Source organism: Streptomyces sp. NPDC048751, from assembly GCF_043198595.1.
GTDB lineage: Bacteria > Actinomycetota > Actinomycetes > Streptomycetales > Streptomycetaceae > Streptomyces.
The window spans coordinates 19,236-37,946 of record NZ_JBICUX010000017.1 but is presented as its reverse complement, the minus strand read 5'-3'; the positions used below and the strand labels follow the sequence as shown (position 1 = coordinate 37,946).

The following is an 18,711-nucleotide window of genomic DNA, read 5'->3' as shown; positions in this document are numbered from 1 at the left end:
CTCGGCGGAATCCGGCCCGCATTTGGCGATTAAGGGGGGGACACTCAGGTCGGGAATTCGTCGTGATCCCGGTGGCGGACGCAGGAGGCCACGACCACAAAGGGCCACAGGGACTGAACGGACGTCACGAGGCGTTCCGCGATGCCGGCGGCACCGTTCCCCTGGATTTCGATCAGGAACCATGCCGCGCCCAGACCCATCAGCCCGGTCGCCATGAGGGCGGGTGCGGGGCGCAGCCCCCACGGTGCGGCTCGGCTGCGGTTGGCGGCGAGGACCGGCCACACCGCCAAGAGAGTGAACCCGAGCGCGGCGACCGAACCGTGGCGCAGGGAGCCCCCGCTGTCCGGCGCCGGGAGCAGTGCCACCACCAACGCCGTCACTCCCCCGGCACCGAGCGCCACGCGCCCGGCGAGGGCGGCCGGGCGCAACCCCCAGGCGGTGAGCAGGTGACAGGCGCCGAGGGCGACCAGCGCTCCCGTCATCACCCAGAACCCCGGAGCACCGTGGGCCGCCAACACGCTGATGGTCTGAGTGACGGGGTCGTAGGCGGATCCCTCGAGCAGTCCCGCGATCGTCCAGCCTCCGGCCAACAGGACAGGCGCACACCCCGACGAGAGCAAGGCCCACCTCGGCACAAGTCGCATCGGTCTACCGTAAAACACGCAAACTTCCACCTGGTGCACACACGCGGGCCGCACAGGCCAGGGCCGACCGGCCCGGCCTGAACGGATACGCCCCGGGTAGAAGGACAAGCAAGTGATCACATCCTGGAAATCCAGGGAAAGGGGGACTCATGTCCAGCGTCATCCGTCGTATCAAGCAGTTCGCCGGCAGCCCTCAGGGGCGCCGCACCATCGAGAAGGCGCGGCAGGCCGCCGCGGACCCGCGCCGCCGCGCGCAGGCACAGAGCCTGTTCGACCGGCTGCGCAAGCGCAGGTGACCGCCGGCGTCCGGGACGCTCGCAGCGGGTTCGGTCGGAGGTCGGCGCGGACGGGGGCGCCCCGTGGCCTGTAGAGCGGCGTGACCACCTGGGCCCTGGAACCGCGCTCGGCGATCCCGTCCGGGTGCGGAGCCGCTCGTCCGCCCGTGCTCAGCCCGGTCCGTCCGGCGACTTCCCTGATCGGGCAGGGGTGTCGCACGGCTGATCCGCAAGAATGACGATGCGGAAGCGCACGGACTGCGAAAGGACCCGGGATGTCCCTCACTGGTGCGGGAGCACGGACTTGGCTGACCGAGGCGGACTGCGACCTCGAGTCGTTCCGCTCGCTCGTGGAACAGCGCACCGACCCGGCCGACCACCCTTCGGCGGAGCGGATCGAGCAGAACGTTCCGCTCTACGACAGCGAGCGGCTTCGCTCCCTGGCGGCCACCCCGCGGGGCCGTCGGGCCGTGCAGGAGGAGCTGGTCCGTACGATGCTGGACGGGCCGGGCATCGTCGTGCTGAAGCGTGCCTTCACCGACGCCGGTGTGGTGGACGGCATGTCCGAGGCCTTCCGCGCGCTGATCGAGCAGGAACGGGCCGACGGGACGGCCCGCGGCGACCACTTCGCCAAGCCCGGCGCCAACGACCGGGTCTGGAACGCGCTGGACAAGGTCGCCGTACGGGCGCCGGAGGTGTTCGCCGACTACTACGCCAACGACGTCCTGGAGCTGGTCTGCGAGGCCTGGCTGGGCCCCGCCTACCAGGTCACCTCACAGGTCAACGTGGTCAACCCCGGCGGCGCCGCGCAGAGCGTGCACCGCGACTACCACCTCGGTTTCCTCTCCTCCCCGCGTGCCGCCGCCTACCCGGCCCACGTCCACCGCCTCTCCCCCGTGCTGACCCTGCAGGGCGCGGTGGCCCACTGCGACATGCCCGTGGAGTCCGGTCCCACGCTGTATCTGCCGCACTCACAGAAGTACGAGCCCGGCTACCTGGCCTGGCGGCTGCCGGAGTTCATCGCGTACTTCGACGCCCACCACGTCCAGCTCCCCCTGGACCAGGGCGACGCCGTCTTCTTCAACCCCGCGCTCTTCCACGCCGCCGGACACAACCGCTCCGCCGGCATCAGGCGCATGGCGAACCTGCTGCAGATCTCCTCCGCCTTCGGCCGGGCCATGGAGAGCGTGGACCGCGAGGCGATGGCCAACGCCCTCTACCCGGTGCTGCTGCGCCGCAAGGCGGAAGGCGCCTCGCAGGACTGGTTGCGCCGGGTGGTCGCGGCCACCGCCGAGGGCTACGCCTTCCCCACCAACCTCGACCTCGACCCCCCGGTCGAGGGCCTCGCCCCGCCCTCCCAGGCGGACACCGTGTGGCAGGCCGTCGACGAGGGCTGGACCCCTGAACGACTGCGCCGCGAGCTTCAGGAGGCCGCCGAACGGCGCCGAAGCTGAAGGGGGCACCGTGGTCGCGGCTCACCCGTAGAGCGAGGGCCGGTCGATCAGGTCGATCTCGACGCGTCGCCCCTCCCGCTGGGACAGCACGCCCGCCTCGCACACGGCCGCGGCCGCGTAGCCGTCCCAGGTGCTCGGACCGGTGGTCCCGCCGCGGCGCGTGGCGTCCACCCAGCTCTGGATCTCGCGGTCGTAGGCGTCCTCGAAGCGCTCGACGTAGTCCGGTGTGATACGTCCGCCCCAGCGGCCGTCGGCGCTCAGCCGCGGCCCGTGCTCGTCACCGATGCGTACGGTGCCCCGCTCGCAGACCGCTTCGGCGTGCACCTGGTAGCCGTAGCCGCAGTGACCGAAGATCTCGACGTCGACGAGCGCGCCCGAACGAGTCTCGAAGAGGACGAACTGAGGGTCGCGCATACCGGCCGGGGCGTACGACGACGGGGCCGGCTTGTGCACGGTGACCGCGGTGATCTCCTGGTCGAGGAGCCAGCGGGTCGCGTCCACCTCGTGCGCCACCGAGTCGCTGATGAGCATCTCCTCGGTGAACCAGGGCGGCATGGCGAGGTTGCGGTGCCGGTGGTGCACCATCAGTGCCCTGCCCAGCTCCCCGCCGTCGAGGAGCCGCTTCAGCTTCATGTACTCGGGGTCGTAGCGCCGCATGAAGCCCACCTGGATGCGCCGGTGCCCGAGCCGCTGTTCCGCCTCCAGGACGCGCAGGGCGGAAGCCGAGTCAGGGGTGAGCGGCTTCTCGCACAGCACCGGCAGGTCCCGGCCGAGGGCTTCGCGCAGGGCCGCCTCGTGGGCCGGCCCCGGGGAGGCGATGAGGACGGCGTCCACGTCGTGCGCCGCCATGGCCGCCGCGGCGTCGGTGTACGCCGTACAGCCGTCGATGGCGTCCGCGAGTGTCTTGGCGCGCTCCGCCTCGATGTCGACGACGGCGGTCACCTGGGCCCCGCTGATGACGTCATGGAGTCTGCGCACATGGTCGGCGCCCATTTTTCCGGTTCCGACGACGGCAACGCCCAGTGCTCGCTGAGGTGGCATGTTCGTGATGTCTCCGGTGTTGGTGACGGCCGGGGGCCCGAGGTGCGCCGACCCGCGTTCCATTGTGCCGTCGACGTGCCGTGCGGACACCACTCGGTCGGGTGAACGTGCCGGAGGCGGCGAACCACCGGTCGGTGGCCGCGCGTGATGGCGTACAGGCGCGGCCCGGCGCGTCGGAGGCCCTCGCGTGACGGGGCGTTCACGGCGCGGGCCCGCCACAGCACGCCGACGCGCCGAGCCATCCACGAGGAGCGAGATTTGCCGCGGCAGACACCTGAGTCGCTGTTCCTGGGCAGGGAAGAGGAACTGGGGAGGATGAGGGACCGGCTGGACGCGGCGGCCCACGGCGCGCCCCAGGTGGTCGTCGTCGACGGGCCCGCCGGGATCGGCAAGACCTCACTCGCCCGATGTTTCCTGTCCGGTGCCGCCGCCGGTTGCCGTGTCGTGAGGGCCAGCGGCGAGGAACTCGAGACGGACCTCGCGTACGGGCTCGTCGCGCAGCTCCTGCCGCAGCTGCCCGAGGCCGCCGAGATGTCGCGGGAGCCAGCCCTCAGCGGGTCCGACAGCGGCGTCCCGCAGGACCCGATCGCTGTCGGTGCCCTGTTGCTCGACGCCCTCGGTCACCTGCAGGACCGCGCCCCGGTGGTGTTGCTGATCGACGATGTCCACTGGGCGGACACACCCTCGCTGCACGCACTCACGTTCGTCCTGCGGCGCCTGCGCAAGGACCGGGTCCTGGCCCTGTTGTTGACGCGGGACGTGAATGATCCCCGGCTGCCGCAGGGGCTGCACCGCATCATGCACGACGACACCACACTCGGGTTGACCCTGGAGGGCCTCGGCCTGTCGGAGATCGTCGCGCTCAGTGCGGCCGTGGCTCCATCGGCCCTCCCCCGGCGGGCCGTTGCCCGCCTGCGGGAGCACACCCATGGAAACCCGTTGCACACCAAGGCGCTTCTGCGGCAGTTTCCGGCCGACGTCCTCGGCGGCGACGCCGTGCTGCCCGCCCCTCGCCGGTACGAGCGGCTCGTCACGGCGCAGTTGGCGCGCTGCGGCGCCCCGGCACGTCGCCTGGTCGAAGCCGCGAGCGTCCTCGGCATGTCCACTCCCCTGCACCAGGTCGCACAGGTGGGCGCCGTGCCGGACGCACTGGACGCGCTGGCGGAGGCGATGCGGCACGAACTCCTGGAAGAGGACCCCGCCGGTGCCATGCCCAAAGTCGCCTTCCCCCATCCGCTGTTGCGGGCGGCCGTGTACCGGGGGCTGGACCCGGCCGAACGCTCCCGCCTCCACCAGGTGGCGGCCGCGCGCTCGGACGATCAGTACGCCGCGCTCCAGCATCGGGTGCGTGCCGCCGGCGCGCCGGACGACGTTCTCGCGGATGAACTCATGGGCTTCGCCGCGCGGCAGGCGGCGAAGGGTGCCTGGGCGCAGGCCGCGTCCGCTGCGACGGCCGCTGCCCGACTGTCCACGGGAAGCGGCCCGCGCGAGCGATGGTTGACCCAGGCGGTCGAGTACCGTCTCCTCGCCGGTGACGTCAGCCAGGCCGCCGAACACGAGGGGACGGTCCGGGACATGGCACCCGGCGCCGAGCAGCAGTACGTCCTGGGGCACCTCGCCCTCACCACGGGCCGGCTCGAGGAAGCGCGCCGCAGACTTGCCGCTTGCTGGGAGAGCTGCGACGCGACCACAGGCGCCGAGACCCTGCGGAAGGCCGCCGAACAGATGGCCTGGCTGTGCCTCATCCAGGGCGACGCAGCCGGCATCGTCAGGTGGGCGCGCCGGGGTCTCGACCTCCCGCCGGGGACGCGATCGTCCTTCCTGCGCGACTCCCTCGCGATCGGGCTGGCGATCTCCGGCGACTACGACGAAGGCATCCGGTCCCTCGCCGACGTCCCGCTCGCGGGGCCTCGGCACAGCCCGGAGCACCTGGACGGTCTGCTCGCGCGGGGCATGCTGCGGCTGTGGAACGGGCAGCTGGACGAGGCCCGCCGGGATCTGCGGGAGACGTTCTCCGCGCACCGGCGCGGCGGGCTGCCGTACGCCGCTCTCGTGGCGCTGGGCTTCCTCACCGACGCCGAATACCGCGCCGGGCTGTGGGACGAGGCCGTCGCGCACGGCACCCAGGCCGTGTCGCTCGCCGAGGACACCGACCAGATCTCCATCCTGGCGGTCGTCCACGCCTTCACCGCGTTGCCCCTCGCCGGCCGGGGCGACCTGGAGGCCGCCGAAACCCATGCCAGGACAGCCGTGCGACACGCCCAGGTGCTCGGCGACGTCAACGACGCCGCCTTCGCGGCGACGGCCCTCGCCCTCGTGCACTCCGCCCGCGGCGACGACGAACGCGCGGTCGCGGAACTGACTCCGTTCCTCAGCCGGGAGATCGTCCACCGCAGTGGCCTCGACGAGGTCGGCATCGTCGCCTGGCGCCCGGTACTGGCCGAATCCCTGATCCGCCTCGGTCGCAAGGACGAAGCCCTCGATGTGCTCGTCCCGTACGAGAACGGTGCGGCCGAGCGGCGCCGATGGCTCGACCAGGCGTCGGCCGCGCGCTGCCGGGGCCTGCTGGAAGAGGCGTACGGCAACCGGGAAGCCGCGGACGAGGCGTTCCGGACGGGGTTGCACCACTGCGAGCGGGGAGAACAGTGCTGGGAGGAAGCGCTGCTCCACCTCTCCTACGGCACCTTTCTGCGCCGCGCCGGCCGACTCAGGAAGGCGGTGGCCGAACTCCAGGCCGCGCACCGGACGTTCCTCCGCTTGCAGGCCACGCCGTATCTCGAGCGGTGCGCCCGAGAGCTGGCGGTCTGCGGCCGCACGACGAGACGCCCCAGCGGGGCCCGTGCCGGACTCACCCCGCAGGAGCTGACCGTCGCCGGACTCGCCATGCGGGGCATGTCGAACCGGGAGATAGCGCGCGAACTGGTCCTCAGCGTCAAGACCATCGAGTACCACCTCGCCAACGCCTACGCGAAGCTCGGCATCACCTCGCGGACGGGGCTCTTCGGCAAGCTGGGTCGTACAACCCAGGGTTGAACCCCGGGGATTTCACCGGGGTGCCGGCGACTGCCTTTCCGTAGCGTGCAGAGCGGATGGAACCCATGCGAATCCGATCTGTAGGGGGGATCATGCGACGTGCTGTGCCCGTCTCGGCGTCTCGGTTCTTCGGCGCCCTGATGCTGAGCTTGACCCTTGTGGGCGTGACTGGCTGCTTCTCACCGGATCCTCCCGAACCGCCCGACCGGAGTGACCTGGTGATCCCCGACTCCGCCGAGACCACCCCTGAAAGCACCCCGGAATGGTCCGTTCCCGACAGCGTCGTGGGCGTGTGGTGCGGTGGGGCGAACGACACACCGGACGGTCACTGGACGTACGTCTTCACCGCGCAGGGCGAGGTCTCGGCGCAGAACGAGAGGACCGGCTTCTCCGGGCACGTCGTCACCGACGCGGACGTCATGACCTTCTATGTCGAGGGGAGCGATCCCTGGCAGTCGACATGGGCGGTGGGCTACGAGGAAGCGCTCGACGTCAACCTTCTCTACCTCGACGACTACAGCTACTTCCCCGGGTCCTGCGACTCCTAGGCCACCGGGGCCTGATGGGGCGTCTGCTCGGCCGTGGCCGGCTGCCGGCCGGCCGGGTGGCGCAGGGCGCAGAGGAAGGCGACGCCGAGGGCGACGGCCATGCCGTAGAACACCCACTGGTTGGCCTCGGCGAAGTCCATGCGGATCTGGGGCATCGAGTCGCGCATGGCCGTCGCGACCGGGCTGTCGCCCGTGGGGGCGCGGGCGTCCGCCTGGCCCGTGATCTCCTGGGTGACGTCACCCGCCACGGAGTGGGCCGTGTCCGACGGGATGCCGCTTTTCCGGAGGGTGTCCTCGACGCGGTCGGTCATGGTGTGCGTGAGGATCGTGCCGAAGACGGCAAGGCCCACGCTCGCCGCGTAGTTGCGGACGGTCTGGGTGATGCCGGTGACTTCGCCGTAGGAGGCGTCGATCGAGCGGTTGACGGCGTCCGTCGAGGCCGGGGCGAGGATGAAACCGATGCCCGCGCCGGCGAGCGCCACGTACGGCCACTGGTCGTGCATGGACAGGTCGGTGAGTTCGCCGGCCCACAGCGCGAAACCGACGGCACCGAGCACGCAGCCGATCTTCAACGAGGGCCGGGCGCCCTTGCTGTCGAGGATGCGGCCGCCCCACTGGGAGGCGATGGCGAACCCCGCGAAGAAGTACAGCAGGTACAGGCCGGCCTGGTTGGGCGAGGCGCTGAGGGAGACCTGGGCGTAGACCGAGGCGAAGAAGAACACGGGGACGAACGCCAGCATGGAGAAGAAGAGCACCAGCGCGTCCACCGTGAACGCGCGGTCACGGAAGACCGACAGGTTGATCAGCGGGTGGCGGGTGCGCAGTTCGTAGCGGCAGAAGACGTACAGCAGCGCGAGGCCGCCGACGATGCAGGCCCACGTCGCCGCGCTGTCCCAACCCCAGTAGGACGCTTGCTGGAAGCCGAGGACGCTCGCGCCCATGCCGGCGGCGACCAGCAACGCGCCCATGACGTCCAGCGGCTCGTCGCGCCGCCGGTCGGAGATGCGGGCGAGCGCCGTGAGGATCAGCGCCACGATCGCCACGGGCACGTTGACCCAGAAGATCGCCCGCCAGGTCCAGGAGGTCAACCAGCCGCCCAGCAGCGGTCCCAGAGCCGTGAGGGCGCCGGTGACGCCGAAGAACAGGGCCAGGGCGCGTCCGCGCCGCTCCACCGGGAAGACCGCCACGACGACCGCGAGCGCGGCGGGGAACAGCAGCGCGGCCCCGAGCCCCTGGGTCGCGCGGAAGACGACGAGCCAGGTCAGCGCGTAGTCCCCGGCGGGTACGCAGCCGCACAGCGCCGAGGAGACGACGAAGACCAGGGTGCCGGCCACGACGACGCGGCGTGGTCCCCACAGGTCGGCGAGGCGCCCGCCGACGGCGAAGAACGCGGCCAGGGACAGCAAGTAGGCGTTGACCACCCACTGCATGCCCGAGCTGGACAGTCCGAGCTGGGAGACGATGCTGGGCGCCGCGATCGACACGATGGTCTGGTCGATGAACGTCATGGCCACCGCGAACATCATCGCGGCGAGCGCCAGCGGCTGCGAGGCCGCGCGTCCGGCACCGTGCGTGCTCTCGTAGCGTTGCGTGTGCGTACGGCTCACCCGGCCAGTCTGCGCCGGGGCCGGTGACGGCGCATCCCGAGCACAGGGGGGTGGGTGGACGCCGTGACGTCCCCCCACCCTTGCCCGTACTGGCGCGCTCGGGCCCGGTCTACGCGCCGGTGCGGTACACAGCGATCTCCGTCATCGTCGGGGTGTACTGCTCCGTCGCGATCTGCCCGGTGAGCGCCACCCGGAGCCGGGAGGTGGTGACGCTGCCGAAGCCGGTCACGGTGAGGTCGTGTCCGATGCCGGTGTCACGGCTCGCGAAGGTCACCCACCGACCGGCCCCCGCGTCCCACCGCTGGAGTTCGAAGGACCGCACGCGCGGGTTGGTGCCCGAGTCGGTGTACTCGTCCAGGTAGACCTCGTCGAAGGCCGTGTTCGCCCCGAAGTCGACATCGAGTGTGATCGGGTAGGCCGCGTCGTCGGCCGCGGCCCAGCGGGTCGTGAGGTCGCCGTCGGTCAACTTGTCCGCGGTGAGCGTCCCGTTGGCCCCGGGGTGGGTGGAGCTCGCGGTGACGGGTCTGCCGAGCGCGAGGTCGACCCGGTTGTCCGTCTCCTCCTCGACGGGATCGTCGTCGACCGGGTCGGTGACCTGCGGACCGACGCGCGCCTCGGCGATACCGATGTCCGGTGCCCTGCCGTAGTAGAGGTGCGTGCCGAGGAAGTCCTCGGTGCCCAGGTGCGGGTTGTACCGGCCGGCGTCGATGAGCGGGGAGTCCTCGCGCAGTGCGAAGTGCGCCGCCGCCTTCCGGATCTGTCGCACGCCCGCTCCGGTGACGTAGTCGGCGGGGTCGCCGACGAACCGCGGGTCGGCCCGGGAGCCTCTGGGGTCGGCCGGTTCCTGGGTGGAGTGGTGGCCGCTCGCCTCGTAGTAGTCGTTGTGGGAGAACACGGCCTGCCGTAGGGCGCCGGTTCGGCGGTACCAGGGTGTCTCGGTGGTCTTCGAGGTGTTGTAGAAGATGTTGTTCAGGAAGTAGACGCGGCTCAGGAACGTCTCGTCGTGGACGTAGTCGAGGTCCGCGCCGTCGTAGACGAAGGTGTTGTTCGTGAAGTAGGTCGGCGAGTAGTTCGTCGACAGCATGTTCTTCACGAGCACGCCGTTGTCGTTGACGCTCAGGTTGTAACGCGCCACCGAGTTGGAGCTGTTGCCCATGTAGGCCATCCAGCCCGCCGCGTTGTCGTGCGAGTAGTTGAACTGGTACGTCACGTTGAAGTTGGTGTACTCGAGGTCCCAGGGGGTGCCGTCGTACTCGTTGTTCGGCCCGCCGTAGACCTCGTTGTACTGCATGACCGAGTCTGCGCCCGCCCACAGGTAGAGGGCGCAGGACACCGCGTCGTAGCGCTTCAGATAGCCGTTGACCTCGTTGTACTCGACCGTCATGTTCTTGGTGTCGGCGAGCTGGATCGCGCCCTGACCGATGCTCTGCGCGTAGTTGTGGCCGATGTAGACGTCACGGCTGTACAGGTCGCGGGTGCGCACCCACAGTTGTTCCCAGCCCTCGTGCCACTTGCCGTTCTCGTCGTACTGTCCGGCGTCGGCGCCGTCGGCCGCGAACCAGTTGAACGCGAACTGGACGGCGTGCAGTTCGACGTTCTCGAAGGTGTTGTTCTCGATCCGGACGTCCTTGAAGTGGTAGCCGCCGGTGCCGTACGCCTTGTAGCCCTTGCTGCCGAAGACCTGGAAGTCGACGGCACCGTAGTGGATCTTCTGCCAGTGGCTGGGGCCGTCGAGGTTGTGGACGTACACGTCCGAGATCCGGAAGTGGTCCATGACGCTGTCCTCGCCGCTCTTCAGGAGGTCGGCGTTGATCGACACCATGATGCCGTCGCGGACGTAGGACCCCGTGGTGATGTCGGTCGCGAAGTCGTCGTCGTTGGACAGCTCGACGTTGTTGATCTCCCAGAACTGCTGGTTGCGCAGCACGACGGCACCGGTCAGGCCGACGGTCGCGGGGTTCTTCGTGCCGTCCGCGTTGAACGGGCTCGGCACCTTGCCGTTCGTCGCGATGTACGGCCGTCCGGCGCTCGGTTCGCCGTACGCCGAGATGGTGATCGGCCTGCCCGCGCTGCCCGAGCCCTTCGGCCACAGCTGCTGGTCCTGCCACTGCTCGCCGGCCTTGAGCAGGATGCGGTCGCCGGGCTGGAACGTCGTCGCGTTGGCCTTGGCCAGGGTGCGCCAGGCGGTGGCCCGGGAGGTACCGGCCGCGCTGTCGCGGCCCCGCGTGGCGTCGATGAAGTAGTCCTTGCCTCCGGTCCTGTTCGGCGTGTTGCCCGGCCACTGCTGGGCGGCGGTGGGGGCGTTGGCGGAGACGTGATCCGGGGGTGCGGCGGCTCGCGCCTGCGGGACGGACGATCCGACGAGCAGCGCGGCGAGCAGGGCGACGAGGCCCGCGTACAGCGTCCGTATCACGGGTGGTCCGGTGTCGACGGGTCTCATGGCTGCACATCCTCCGCGGTGATGGCGTCCATCGCCGTGGTGTCGACATCGATGTCGCTGTCGCCGACCCGACGCTGGACCAACTGGTCGAACTTCTCCTCGACGAGCGACTCCCGGATCCGCCGGCGGTAGTCGGCGAACGCCTTGTCCTCGTCGACGCTCCTGCTGTCGAGCTCGTAGTACGTGATTTGGCCGGTGCCCGTGACGGGCGCCGAGATCCGGCCGGGTGCGAGGGTGCCGAGCACCGCCATGAGGTCCTGGTCGTGGGCGTTCGGTCCGGTGGAGCCACCGCCGTCGTACGTGCCGGTCGTGAGCCTGGCACCCGGTTCCCCGGCGGCGACGGACGCGAGGCGCCCGGCGGCCGTCACCCGTCGCCGGAGGCCGGCGGCGTAGTCCGCGGGGGCGTGGGCGGGCACCGGCACGACGAGTCGGGTGTACGTGTACGTGGTCGCGTTGGCGCTCCAGGCGTCCCGGTCGGCGTCGAACGCGTGCCGGACCTCGGCGTCGGTGACCCGCAGCGGGCCGTCGGCGTGCGCGCCGAGCCGCTCCTTCAAACTCGTGGTGAGCTCGGTGAGCCGGTGTGTGTAGTACTCCTCGGGGGAGAAGTGAGCGACGCCGTAGACGGTCCGGCCCTCGGCGACGGCGTCGGCGCGGGACTGGTTCTCCTTGTCGAGGTCGGCGAGGAAGTCCTTGTGGTCCACGGAGTCGACGAGCCCCTGCTCCTTCGCGAGGACGAGGGTCGTCTTGTCCCGCCAGATCTCGTCGAGCGCACGGCTCTCGAGCCGCTGGAGCGCGGTCCTGTCGCCGGCCTTCGCGTTCCAGTCGACCGCGCCCCGCAGGCGGTACTTGTTGCGCAGCTCGTTCTGCACGGTCGGCGCGAGTCGCCGCATGTGGAAGAGCAGTTCGTCGCGGGTCACGGGGTGCCCGTCGAGGGAGGCGACCTGGTCGGCGCGGTGATCGCGGAGCATCGTCACTCCGGTGACCAGCAGCGCGGCGAGGGTGAGGCACACGCCGGTGACGAGGAGGACGGCCCGGCGCGACGGCCTGCGGGAGGTGTCCGGTGTACGCGATGGGGCGGCCTTGCGGGGGGCGCCGGGTCTGCGGGAGTTGCCAGGCCTGCGCGAGGTGCCTGGACCGCGGGAGTTGCCCGGCCTGCGCGAGGCGCCCTGTCCGGGCAGGGTGCCCTTCATGACGCGGCCCCGATCGTGGTGACCCACGCGACGACGGGCGTGCCCCGGGATCGGGTCACCTCGACGCGTACCGCGTCCGTCTCTGCCGGCGGAAACGTCAGGATGCGTTGGTAACCGACGGCGTCGGCCTCGGCGAGTGTCGTCCACCGGCCCTCCCGGTGGCCCAGGACGACAACGTGCTCGATGCGCTGGCCCTGCTCGATGTCCTCCCCCAGGACGACCGCCTCGACCGGGCGGGGGCGTGCCAACGCGATTGTCACACAGGGCAGTTCGTCGGAGTCGTCCGGCCGCCACGGCGTACGCCCTCCGCCTGGCCATGCGGTCGCGAGGTCGCCCGGGGTGCCGGACGAGACCGTCGCGGTCGCCTCGATCCGTCGCGCCCGGAAGTCCGCGATGCGTTGCCCTAGCCGTTCGAGGACCGCCACGTCGGTGTCGCCGATACGCCCGTACCGGTCCGGTGGGACGTTCAGCAGGAAGCAGGAGTTGCCGCCGACCGCGCGCAGATAGATGGTGAACAGCTCGTCCACGGAGCGGACTTCGGTGTCCTCGGCCGGGTGATGGAACCAGCCGGGGCGGATCGAGGTGTTGACCTCGGCCGGGTACCAGACCAGGTCGTCCTCGTGCCCGGCCAGCGCGACGCGGCTGCCGAGGTCGCGGTCGTCGCTGCGTACGCGCCGGGCGAAGGCGGGGTCGTCCGCCTGCTGCGAGCGGGCGGCGGTCCGCTCGGCGTCCTGGAGGGCACGCGGTACGACGCTCCACTCGTCGGGGCGGGTGTCCCCGGCCTCGTTGCCGCACCAGCGGACGTCGGGCCCGCACACACTGATGACCGCGTCGGGCTGCAACGCGCGGACCACGGCGAAGTACCGCTCCCAGTCGTAGACCTGGCGCCTGCCGTTCGGGCCCTCGCCGTTCGCACCGTCCAGCCACACGCAGAACACCGGCCCGTACCGGGTGAGCAGTTCGGTGAGCTGGGCGACGTAGAAGTCGTCGTACGCAGTCCCGGATCCGTAGGACACCTCGGTGCGGTCCCACGGGGAGAGGTAGATCCCGAACCGCAACCCGTGGCGCCGGGCTGCTTCGGCGACCTCCGCGACCACGTCGCCCCGGCCGCCTCGCCACGGCGACGAGGCGACCGAGTGGCTCGTGACGTCGCTGGGCCACAGGCAGAATCCGTCGTGGTGTTTACAGGTGAGGATCACGCCGGTCATCCCGGCGCTCTTGAGGGCCGCGGCCCACTGGTCGGCGTCGAGTCCGGCCGGGTCGAAGCCGGCGGGGTCCTCGTGTCCCTCGCCCCACTCCCGGTCCGTCATCGTGTTCATGCCGAAGTGGACGAAGCCGTAGAACTCCATTCTCTGCCAGGTGAGTTGGCGCTCACTCGGCCGGACCGCGGCCGGCGCCGTACACGTCGATTCCTTCATGCCGGTTTCCTTCCGCTGATGCCGCGGGGGGCCGATCAGCCGGGCGAGACGAACCGAGAACCGTGAGTGGTCATCGATGCCGGAGCGCGGGGAGCAGAACCCGTGCCCGTAAGCGTGGCACCGATAACATGGAGGCTTACGGTGGCACTCCGGCGCGTGCGGGCGCAAGGGGCGCACACGAGGTGATTCGGTGAACGGCCGCCGTGCCGGCTCAGAGGGAGCGCGGCGGCGCCGTGGAAGCGCGTACCGACAGGTGCGCGGTGGCGGCGGACGCGTCGGGGTCGGCGTCGTCGCTCTGGAGCAGGAGGCCCACGGCCGCGGCGCCGTAGCGGTAGAAGTCCTGCCGGACGGTGGTCAGCGGTGGTGAGCAGTAGGCCGCGAGGGCGATGTCGTCGACGCTGACGATGGACACGTCCTCGGGCACCGACCGGCCCCGCTCGCGCAGGGCGCGGATCACCCCGAAGGCCATCTCGTCGCCGGCGACGAACACCGCGGTCACCTCCGGGATCATCGCGAGGATCTGTCCCTGCCGGTGTCCCGAGTCGGGCGACCAGTCGCCCTCCAGGACCGGCGGCGCCTCGACCCCGGCGGCGGCCAGGCACTCCTGCCAGCCCTGCCGGCGCCGGCGCGCCTCGATCCACTCGTCGGGTCCTGAGACGTGCCAAACCTGACGGTGCCCCAGGTCGAGCAGGTGACGTGTGGCGACCCGGCCCGCTTCCCGCTGGTCGATCCCGAGCACCCGGGCGCCCGCCGTGCGCGAGCCGTCCAGGGTCACGGTCGGGATGTCGCGGGTGATGTCCTCCATCTTCCGTGTCACGGAGATGAGCGGCACGGCGATGACGAGCCCGTCGACACCCTGGTCCGCCAGCTTGGACAGGGACCGCTCCATCAGGGCGGTGTCGAGCGCGGCGATGGTCGCGATGCTCACCGCGTACCCGGCCGCGCCGGCGGCAGCCTCGACCCCGGCGGTCACCGCCGAGCGCGCGTAGTACCCGCCGGACGCCAGCAGCACGAGCCCGATGGTGTGGCTGCGCCCCGAGGAGAGCGCCCTGGCGGCGCTGTTGAACCGGTAGCCGACCTGTTCCACGGCGGCGAGCACGAGCCTTCTGGTCCCGGGGTCGACGTTCGGCGAGCCGCGCAGCGCACGGGAGACGGTCTGCGCGGAGACCCCGGCGGTCCGGGCCACGTCGGCCATGCTCGGCTGCCTGGGCCTCGCGGTGCCTTCGACCATGGCGCTCCTTTCCTGCGGCAGGACCGTGCCGTCCTCCCTCAGATCCTAGCGGTCTTGTTACGCATGGCATCGATAACATACGCTCCCACCGTGACCGAGCCGCCCGCGCCAGCCCTCACCTGGCGCGCGGGACGCGTGTACCGGCACGGCGTCCCCCATCGCATCCTGTCCGGCGCGCTGCACTACTTCCGCGTGCACCCCGACCTGTGGCGGGACCGGATCCGCCGGATCGCCGACCTCGGACTCAACACGGTCGACACCTATGTGCCGTGGAACTTCCACCAGCCCCGCGAGGACGAGGCACCGCGCTTCGACGGCTGGCGGGACGTCGAGGGGTTCCTCCGCACCGTGGGCGAGGAGGGCCTCGACGTCATCGTCCGGCCCGGCCCGTACATCTGCGCGGAGTGGTCCAACGGCGGCCTGCCGAGCTGGCTCACCGGCCGGGACGTCGCGGTCCGCAGCTCGGATCCGGCGTTCACCTCCGCTGTCGGCCGCTGGTTCGACGAGCTGGTCCCGCGTATCGCCGCGCTCCAGGCGTGCGAGGGCGGGCCGGTCGTGGCGGTGCAGGTGGAGAACGAGTTCGGCAGCTTCGGCGACGACCAGGCCTACCTGCGCTGGAACCGCGGGGCACTGACCGCGCGGGGCATCCGGGAGCTGCTGTTCACCGCCGACGGACCCACCGAGCTGATGCTGGACGGCGGCACCCTGCCCGGCACGCTGACGGCCGTCACCCTGGGCTCCGGTCCCGAGGCCGCCCGACAGCTCCTGGCGGCACGGCGACCGGACGAACCGTTCCTGGTCGCCGAGTTCTGGAACGGCTGGTTCGACCACTGGGGCGGGCGGCACCACGTGCGCGGGGTGGACAGCGCGGTCCGTACGCTCCGCGGCATCCTCGCCGACGGCGGCAGCGTGAGCATCTACATGGCTCACGGCGGCACCAACTTCGGGCTGTGGGCGGGCGCCAACGAGGACGAGGGCCGGCTGCGTCCCGTCGTGACGAGCTACGACTCCGACGCACCGATCGCCGAGGACGGCAGCCTCACCGCCAAGTTCCACGCCGTGCGCGAGGCGCTCGGCGCACGGGGGCCCCTCCGGTCGCCCGCGCGCATGCCGACGCTCCCGCCGGCCCGCGTCCCGCTCGTCCACCGCGCCGACCTGCTGGCAGGCCTGCGCGCCGTGCCGGGCCCGACGTCGACCGCTGCGCGCCCGGCCTCGTTCGAACGGCTCGGACTCGACGCGGGCATGGTCCTGCACACCGCGCACCCGCGCATCCCGGCGGGCGAGCACCGGCTGGTCCTCACCGACGTGCGCGACCGGGCGCTGGTCTTCGCCGACGGCACATGGCTGGGCGTCGCCGACCCCGACTCCCCCGAACTCCCCCTCCACGGAACCGGCGCCGTCGTACGGCTGGAGATCCTGGTCGAGAACCTCGGCCGGGTGAACTACGGGCCGGGCATCGGCCGGCACAAGGGCCTGCTCGGTCCCGTACTCGTCGACCGGCGCATCGTGCAGGGCTGGGACAGCACACCGGTCGCGCTCCAGGAGTGGTCCGCCGCGGAGTTGACCGTCGCGCTCGGCGCCGGGCCCGCGACCACGCACGCCGGGTTCGCCGTCGCGACACTCCACGTCGACACGCCCGCTGACACCTTCCTCGCGCTGCCGGGGTCGAGCCATGGCCTCGTCTGGGTCAACGGGTTCCTGCTCGGCCGGCACCGCGCGACCGGGCCGCAGGTCACCCTCTACTGTCCGGCACCGCTGCTGCACGCGGGCGAGAACACCGTGACGGTCCTGGAAACGGAACAGCTCGGCTCCGTACTGGAGTTGCGGGATCGTCCCGAGCTGGGGCCGCCGGAGGAGTACGTCGAGGAATTCGACTGACGTAGTCCGGGTCGGATCGAGGGATTCGGACCCTGTGCCGCCGAATACGTACCGAACCCTTGACGGGACCGGCAGGGCTGCGCTGTCATGACCGCGCTGTCATGACTGCGCAGTCAGGCAGAGAACGCACCGTCTGGAGGGGTTATGCAGAGAAGAAGAATCGGGCGAGCGCTGGGAACCTTCGTGGGGGCATCCGTGTTGCTGGCGATCCCCGCGTCCAGCGCGCTCGCGTACAACCCGACGGGCGGGACTCTCTACCAGCTCGGCAGTGAGCCGTGCCTGAAGGGGCGCGGCAACTGCGCGGTCTACCCGAAGTCGGCGCAGTTGCCGAGCGGACGTCTGGTGGCGTCGTTCGAGAAGTCGACGGTCGTCGCGGAGACCGGGAGCGCCGACAAGCAGACCCTCCCGGTCTACAAGAGCGACGACCGGGGAACCACATGGCAGCCGCTGTCGGAGGTCAAGGCTCCGGCGTACCTCTCCAGCGACCCGCAGTACGCGAAGTACACGAGCAACTGGACCAACCCGTACCTCTACGTCCTTCCGCAGGACGTCGGGAACCTGAAGCAGGGCACGCTGCTCCTCGCGAGCGTCGTGTCGGGCGACGACTACTACTACAAGGAGCACAAGGCAGCCGACCCGAACTGGACGCCGTCCAACGACGGGGACCGCAAGGACCTGGCGATCGCCCTGTACTCCAGCACCGACGAAGGCGCGACGTGGAAGGTCGTCAACGTCGTCGCGACGGGCGGCTGGCAGGGCGGCAGCGCGGGCGCGGTCGGCCAGAACATCGCGGCGGCGAACACGAACAAGCAGGTGGATCCCCTGTGGGAGCCGTACCTGATGGTCTACAAGGGCAAGCTCGTCTGCTACTACTCCGACGAGAACGACTACCTCGGCTTCAACGCGACCACCGGCGTCCCGACCCTGGACCCCGCGAACGACACCGCCCCGGACTCGCACGGCCAGATCCTCGTGCACAGGACCTGGGACGGCCGTGGCGCCCAGTGGAGCTCCCCCGTCGTCGACATCGCCGGCCTGACCGAGGACAGGGGAGGCGGCAAGACGGAGATCGGGGGCGGGCGGCCGGGCATGGCGAACGTCGTCCGCACGACGGACGGCAAGTGGCTCCTCACCTACGAGTACTGGGGCGGCGGAGCCAACACCCGCTACCGGATCGCCGATGACCCGCTGAAGTTCTACACCGGCTCGCCCACCGGCACAGGGGTCGACTCGCTGCCTCTCGACACCGGTTCACATGCCCTCTCGACCGGCGGCAGCCCCGTGCTCATCAGGCTTCCCGGTGGACGTCTGGTCTACAACGCGGCGGGCAGCGGCAACGTCTGGGTCAACGAGAGCGGACGCAGCGACGGCACGTGGAAGGAGTACCAGACGACCTCTCAGGCCGGTTACAGCCGCAATCTGCAGTACGTCGAGGGCACGGGTCGCGTCTCGATACTCAACAACCAGGGCACGTCCACGCTCAAGTTCGCCGAGGTCGATCTCGGCCACTCGGACGGCCCCTACTACCAGTTGGTGAACCGGAAGACGGATCAGGTCATCGGCACCGGCAACAAGACCAACGACGCGAACATCGGCAACGGCGACGTCCCCGACGTACGCCTGGAGGCCCCCGGCTCGGCGGCGAACGCGGACACCCAGTTCTGGCACGTCGTGACCGAGCCCAACGGTGGCGTGACGCTGCTCAACAAGTCGGGCGGACGCGCGGCAGCCGTCTGGACGGGGAACGCGACCGTCGGTCAGAAGATCGGCCAGTGGGTGGACAACAGCACCACGGGCAGCTGGAACCTCGTCAAGACCGACGACGGCTTCTACAGACTGCAGTCCGTCAAGAACACCGCCCTGTACCTGACCGGTACGTCCGCGGGGGCGCAGCTGACCTTGCAGAACGCGACCTCGGACGGCTCGCAGGACTGGGAGCTGGTCCAGTAGGC

Annotated in this window: 13 protein-coding genes; 6 read left to right on the top strand and 7 right to left on the bottom strand. The window is 70.7% G+C overall.

From position 1 onward, the window contains the following. Positions 1 to 44: 44 nt before the first annotated feature. Positions 45 to 644, bottom strand: coding sequence for a DUF998 domain-containing protein (locus ACGFNV_RS38985; protein WP_393629376.1), 600 nt, complete (start codon positions 642 to 644; stop codon positions 45 to 47). Positions 645 to 793: 149 nt separating this feature from the next. Between ACGFNV_RS38985 and ACGFNV_RS38980 the strand changes: the two genes are divergently transcribed. Together ACGFNV_RS38980 and ACGFNV_RS38975 are read left to right on the top strand one after the other, a co-directional pair. Next, positions 794 to 940, top strand: a complete 147-nt coding sequence (locus ACGFNV_RS38980; RefSeq protein WP_393629375.1) for a hypothetical protein — start codon at positions 794 to 796, stop codon at positions 938 to 940. 254 nt (positions 941 to 1,194) lie between these two features. After that, a complete protein-coding gene (locus ACGFNV_RS38975; RefSeq protein ID WP_393629373.1) occupies positions 1,195 to 2,373 on the top strand; it encodes a phytanoyl-CoA dioxygenase family protein in 1,179 nt (392 codons plus the stop codon). Positions 2,374 to 2,394: 21 nt separating this feature from the next. Here the strand turns inward: ACGFNV_RS38975 and ACGFNV_RS38970 are convergent, their stop codons facing one another. Next, on the bottom strand, positions 2,395 to 3,414 hold the full coding sequence (locus ACGFNV_RS38970; protein ID WP_393629371.1) for a Gfo/Idh/MocA family protein: 1,020 nt from the start codon (positions 3,412 to 3,414) through the stop codon (positions 2,395 to 2,397). Between the two features lie 258 nt (positions 3,415 to 3,672). On the opposite strand from ACGFNV_RS38970, the gene ACGFNV_RS38965 reads away from it, so the two are divergent. Both ACGFNV_RS38965 and ACGFNV_RS38960 read left to right on the top strand, forming a co-directional pair. Further along, positions 3,673 to 6,447, top strand: a complete 2,775-nt coding sequence (locus ACGFNV_RS38965) for an AAA family ATPase (protein WP_393629369.1) — start codon at positions 3,673 to 3,675, stop codon at positions 6,445 to 6,447. 164 nt (positions 6,448 to 6,611) lie between these two features. Then, positions 6,612 to 6,995 carry a hypothetical protein gene (locus ACGFNV_RS38960; RefSeq protein ID WP_393629368.1) on the top strand — a complete coding sequence of 128 codons (384 nt, stop codon included), beginning with the start codon at positions 6,612 to 6,614 and terminating at the stop codon, positions 6,993 to 6,995. Here the strand turns inward: ACGFNV_RS38960 and ACGFNV_RS38955 are convergent. The 5 genes from ACGFNV_RS38955 to ACGFNV_RS38935 form a co-directional block, all read right to left on the bottom strand. Beyond that, positions 6,992 to 8,521: an MFS transporter gene (locus tag ACGFNV_RS38955; RefSeq protein WP_393629521.1), complete on the bottom strand. Its 1,530-nt coding sequence runs from the start codon at positions 8,519 to 8,521 to the stop codon at positions 6,992 to 6,994. The genes ACGFNV_RS38960 and ACGFNV_RS38955 overlap by 4 nt on opposite strands. A 190-nt stretch (positions 8,522 to 8,711) precedes the next feature. Continuing rightward, positions 8,712 to 11,042, bottom strand: coding sequence for a discoidin domain-containing protein (locus ACGFNV_RS38950; RefSeq protein WP_393629366.1), 2,331 nt, complete (start codon positions 11,040 to 11,042; stop codon positions 8,712 to 8,714). Further along, positions 11,039 to 12,232: a hypothetical protein gene (locus ACGFNV_RS38945; RefSeq protein WP_393629364.1), complete on the bottom strand. Its 1,194-nt coding sequence runs from the start codon at positions 12,230 to 12,232 to the stop codon at positions 11,039 to 11,041. Before ACGFNV_RS38945 ends, ACGFNV_RS38950 begins: the two co-directional genes overlap by 4 nt. Continuing rightward, the gene (locus tag ACGFNV_RS38940) at positions 12,229 to 13,650 is read right to left on the bottom strand and encodes an alpha-L-fucosidase (RefSeq protein ID WP_393629363.1); all 1,422 of its coding nucleotides are present in this window, start codon (positions 13,648 to 13,650) and stop codon (positions 12,229 to 12,231) included. The genes ACGFNV_RS38945 and ACGFNV_RS38940 overlap by 4 nt, the downstream gene beginning before the upstream one ends. A 211-nt stretch (positions 13,651 to 13,861) precedes the next feature. Continuing rightward, positions 13,862 to 14,881, bottom strand: a complete 1,020-nt coding sequence (locus ACGFNV_RS38935) for a LacI family DNA-binding transcriptional regulator (protein ID WP_393629361.1) — start codon at positions 14,879 to 14,881, stop codon at positions 13,862 to 13,864. A 63-nt stretch (positions 14,882 to 14,944) separates the two neighbouring features. Between ACGFNV_RS38935 and ACGFNV_RS38930 the strand changes: the two genes are divergently transcribed. Together ACGFNV_RS38930 and ACGFNV_RS38925 are read left to right on the top strand one after the other, a co-directional pair. Continuing rightward, positions 14,945 to 16,759: a glycoside hydrolase family 35 protein gene (locus ACGFNV_RS38930; RefSeq protein ID WP_393629360.1), complete on the top strand. Its 1,815-nt coding sequence runs from the start codon at positions 14,945 to 14,947 to the stop codon at positions 16,757 to 16,759. Positions 16,760 to 16,903: 144 nt separating this feature from the next. Then, positions 16,904 to 18,709, top strand: coding sequence for an RICIN domain-containing protein (locus ACGFNV_RS38925; RefSeq protein ID WP_393629358.1), 1,806 nt, complete (start codon positions 16,904 to 16,906; stop codon positions 18,707 to 18,709). Positions 18,710 to 18,711: the final 2 nt, after the last annotated feature.

What these genes read in the sequence shown, in the direction of transcription:
- ACGFNV_RS38930 (WP_393629360.1), top strand. Translation starts at nt 14,945, where the DNA reads ATGGCATCGATAACATACGCTCCCACCGTGACCGAGCCGCCCGCGCCA.
- ACGFNV_RS38970 (WP_393629371.1), bottom strand. Translation starts at nt 3,414, where the DNA reads ATGCCACCTCAGCGAGCACTGGGCGTTGCCGTCGTCGGAACCGGAAAA.
- ACGFNV_RS38980 (WP_393629375.1), top strand. Translation starts at nt 794, where the DNA reads ATGTCCAGCGTCATCCGTCGTATCAAGCAGTTCGCCGGCAGCCCTCAG.
- ACGFNV_RS38975 (WP_393629373.1), top strand. Translation starts at nt 1,195, where the DNA reads ATGTCCCTCACTGGTGCGGGAGCACGGACTTGGCTGACCGAGGCGGAC.
- ACGFNV_RS38985 (WP_393629376.1), bottom strand. Translation starts at nt 644, where the DNA reads ATGCGACTTGTGCCGAGGTGGGCCTTGCTCTCGTCGGGGTGTGCGCCT.
- ACGFNV_RS38955 (WP_393629521.1), bottom strand. Translation starts at nt 8,521, where the DNA reads ATGATGTTCGCGGTGGCCATGACGTTCATCGACCAGACCATCGTGTCG.
- ACGFNV_RS38945 (WP_393629364.1), bottom strand. Translation starts at nt 12,232, where the DNA reads ATGAAGGGCACCCTGCCCGGACAGGGCGCCTCGCGCAGGCCGGGCAAC.
- ACGFNV_RS38925 (WP_393629358.1), top strand. Translation starts at nt 16,904, where the DNA reads ATGCAGAGAAGAAGAATCGGGCGAGCGCTGGGAACCTTCGTGGGGGCA.
- ACGFNV_RS38950 (WP_393629366.1), bottom strand. Translation starts at nt 11,042, where the DNA reads ATGAGACCCGTCGACACCGGACCACCCGTGATACGGACGCTGTACGCG.
- ACGFNV_RS38935 (WP_393629361.1), bottom strand. Translation starts at nt 14,881, where the DNA reads ATGGTCGAAGGCACCGCGAGGCCCAGGCAGCCGAGCATGGCCGACGTG.
- ACGFNV_RS38940 (WP_393629363.1), bottom strand. Translation starts at nt 13,650, where the DNA reads ATGAAGGAATCGACGTGTACGGCGCCGGCCGCGGTCCGGCCGAGTGAG.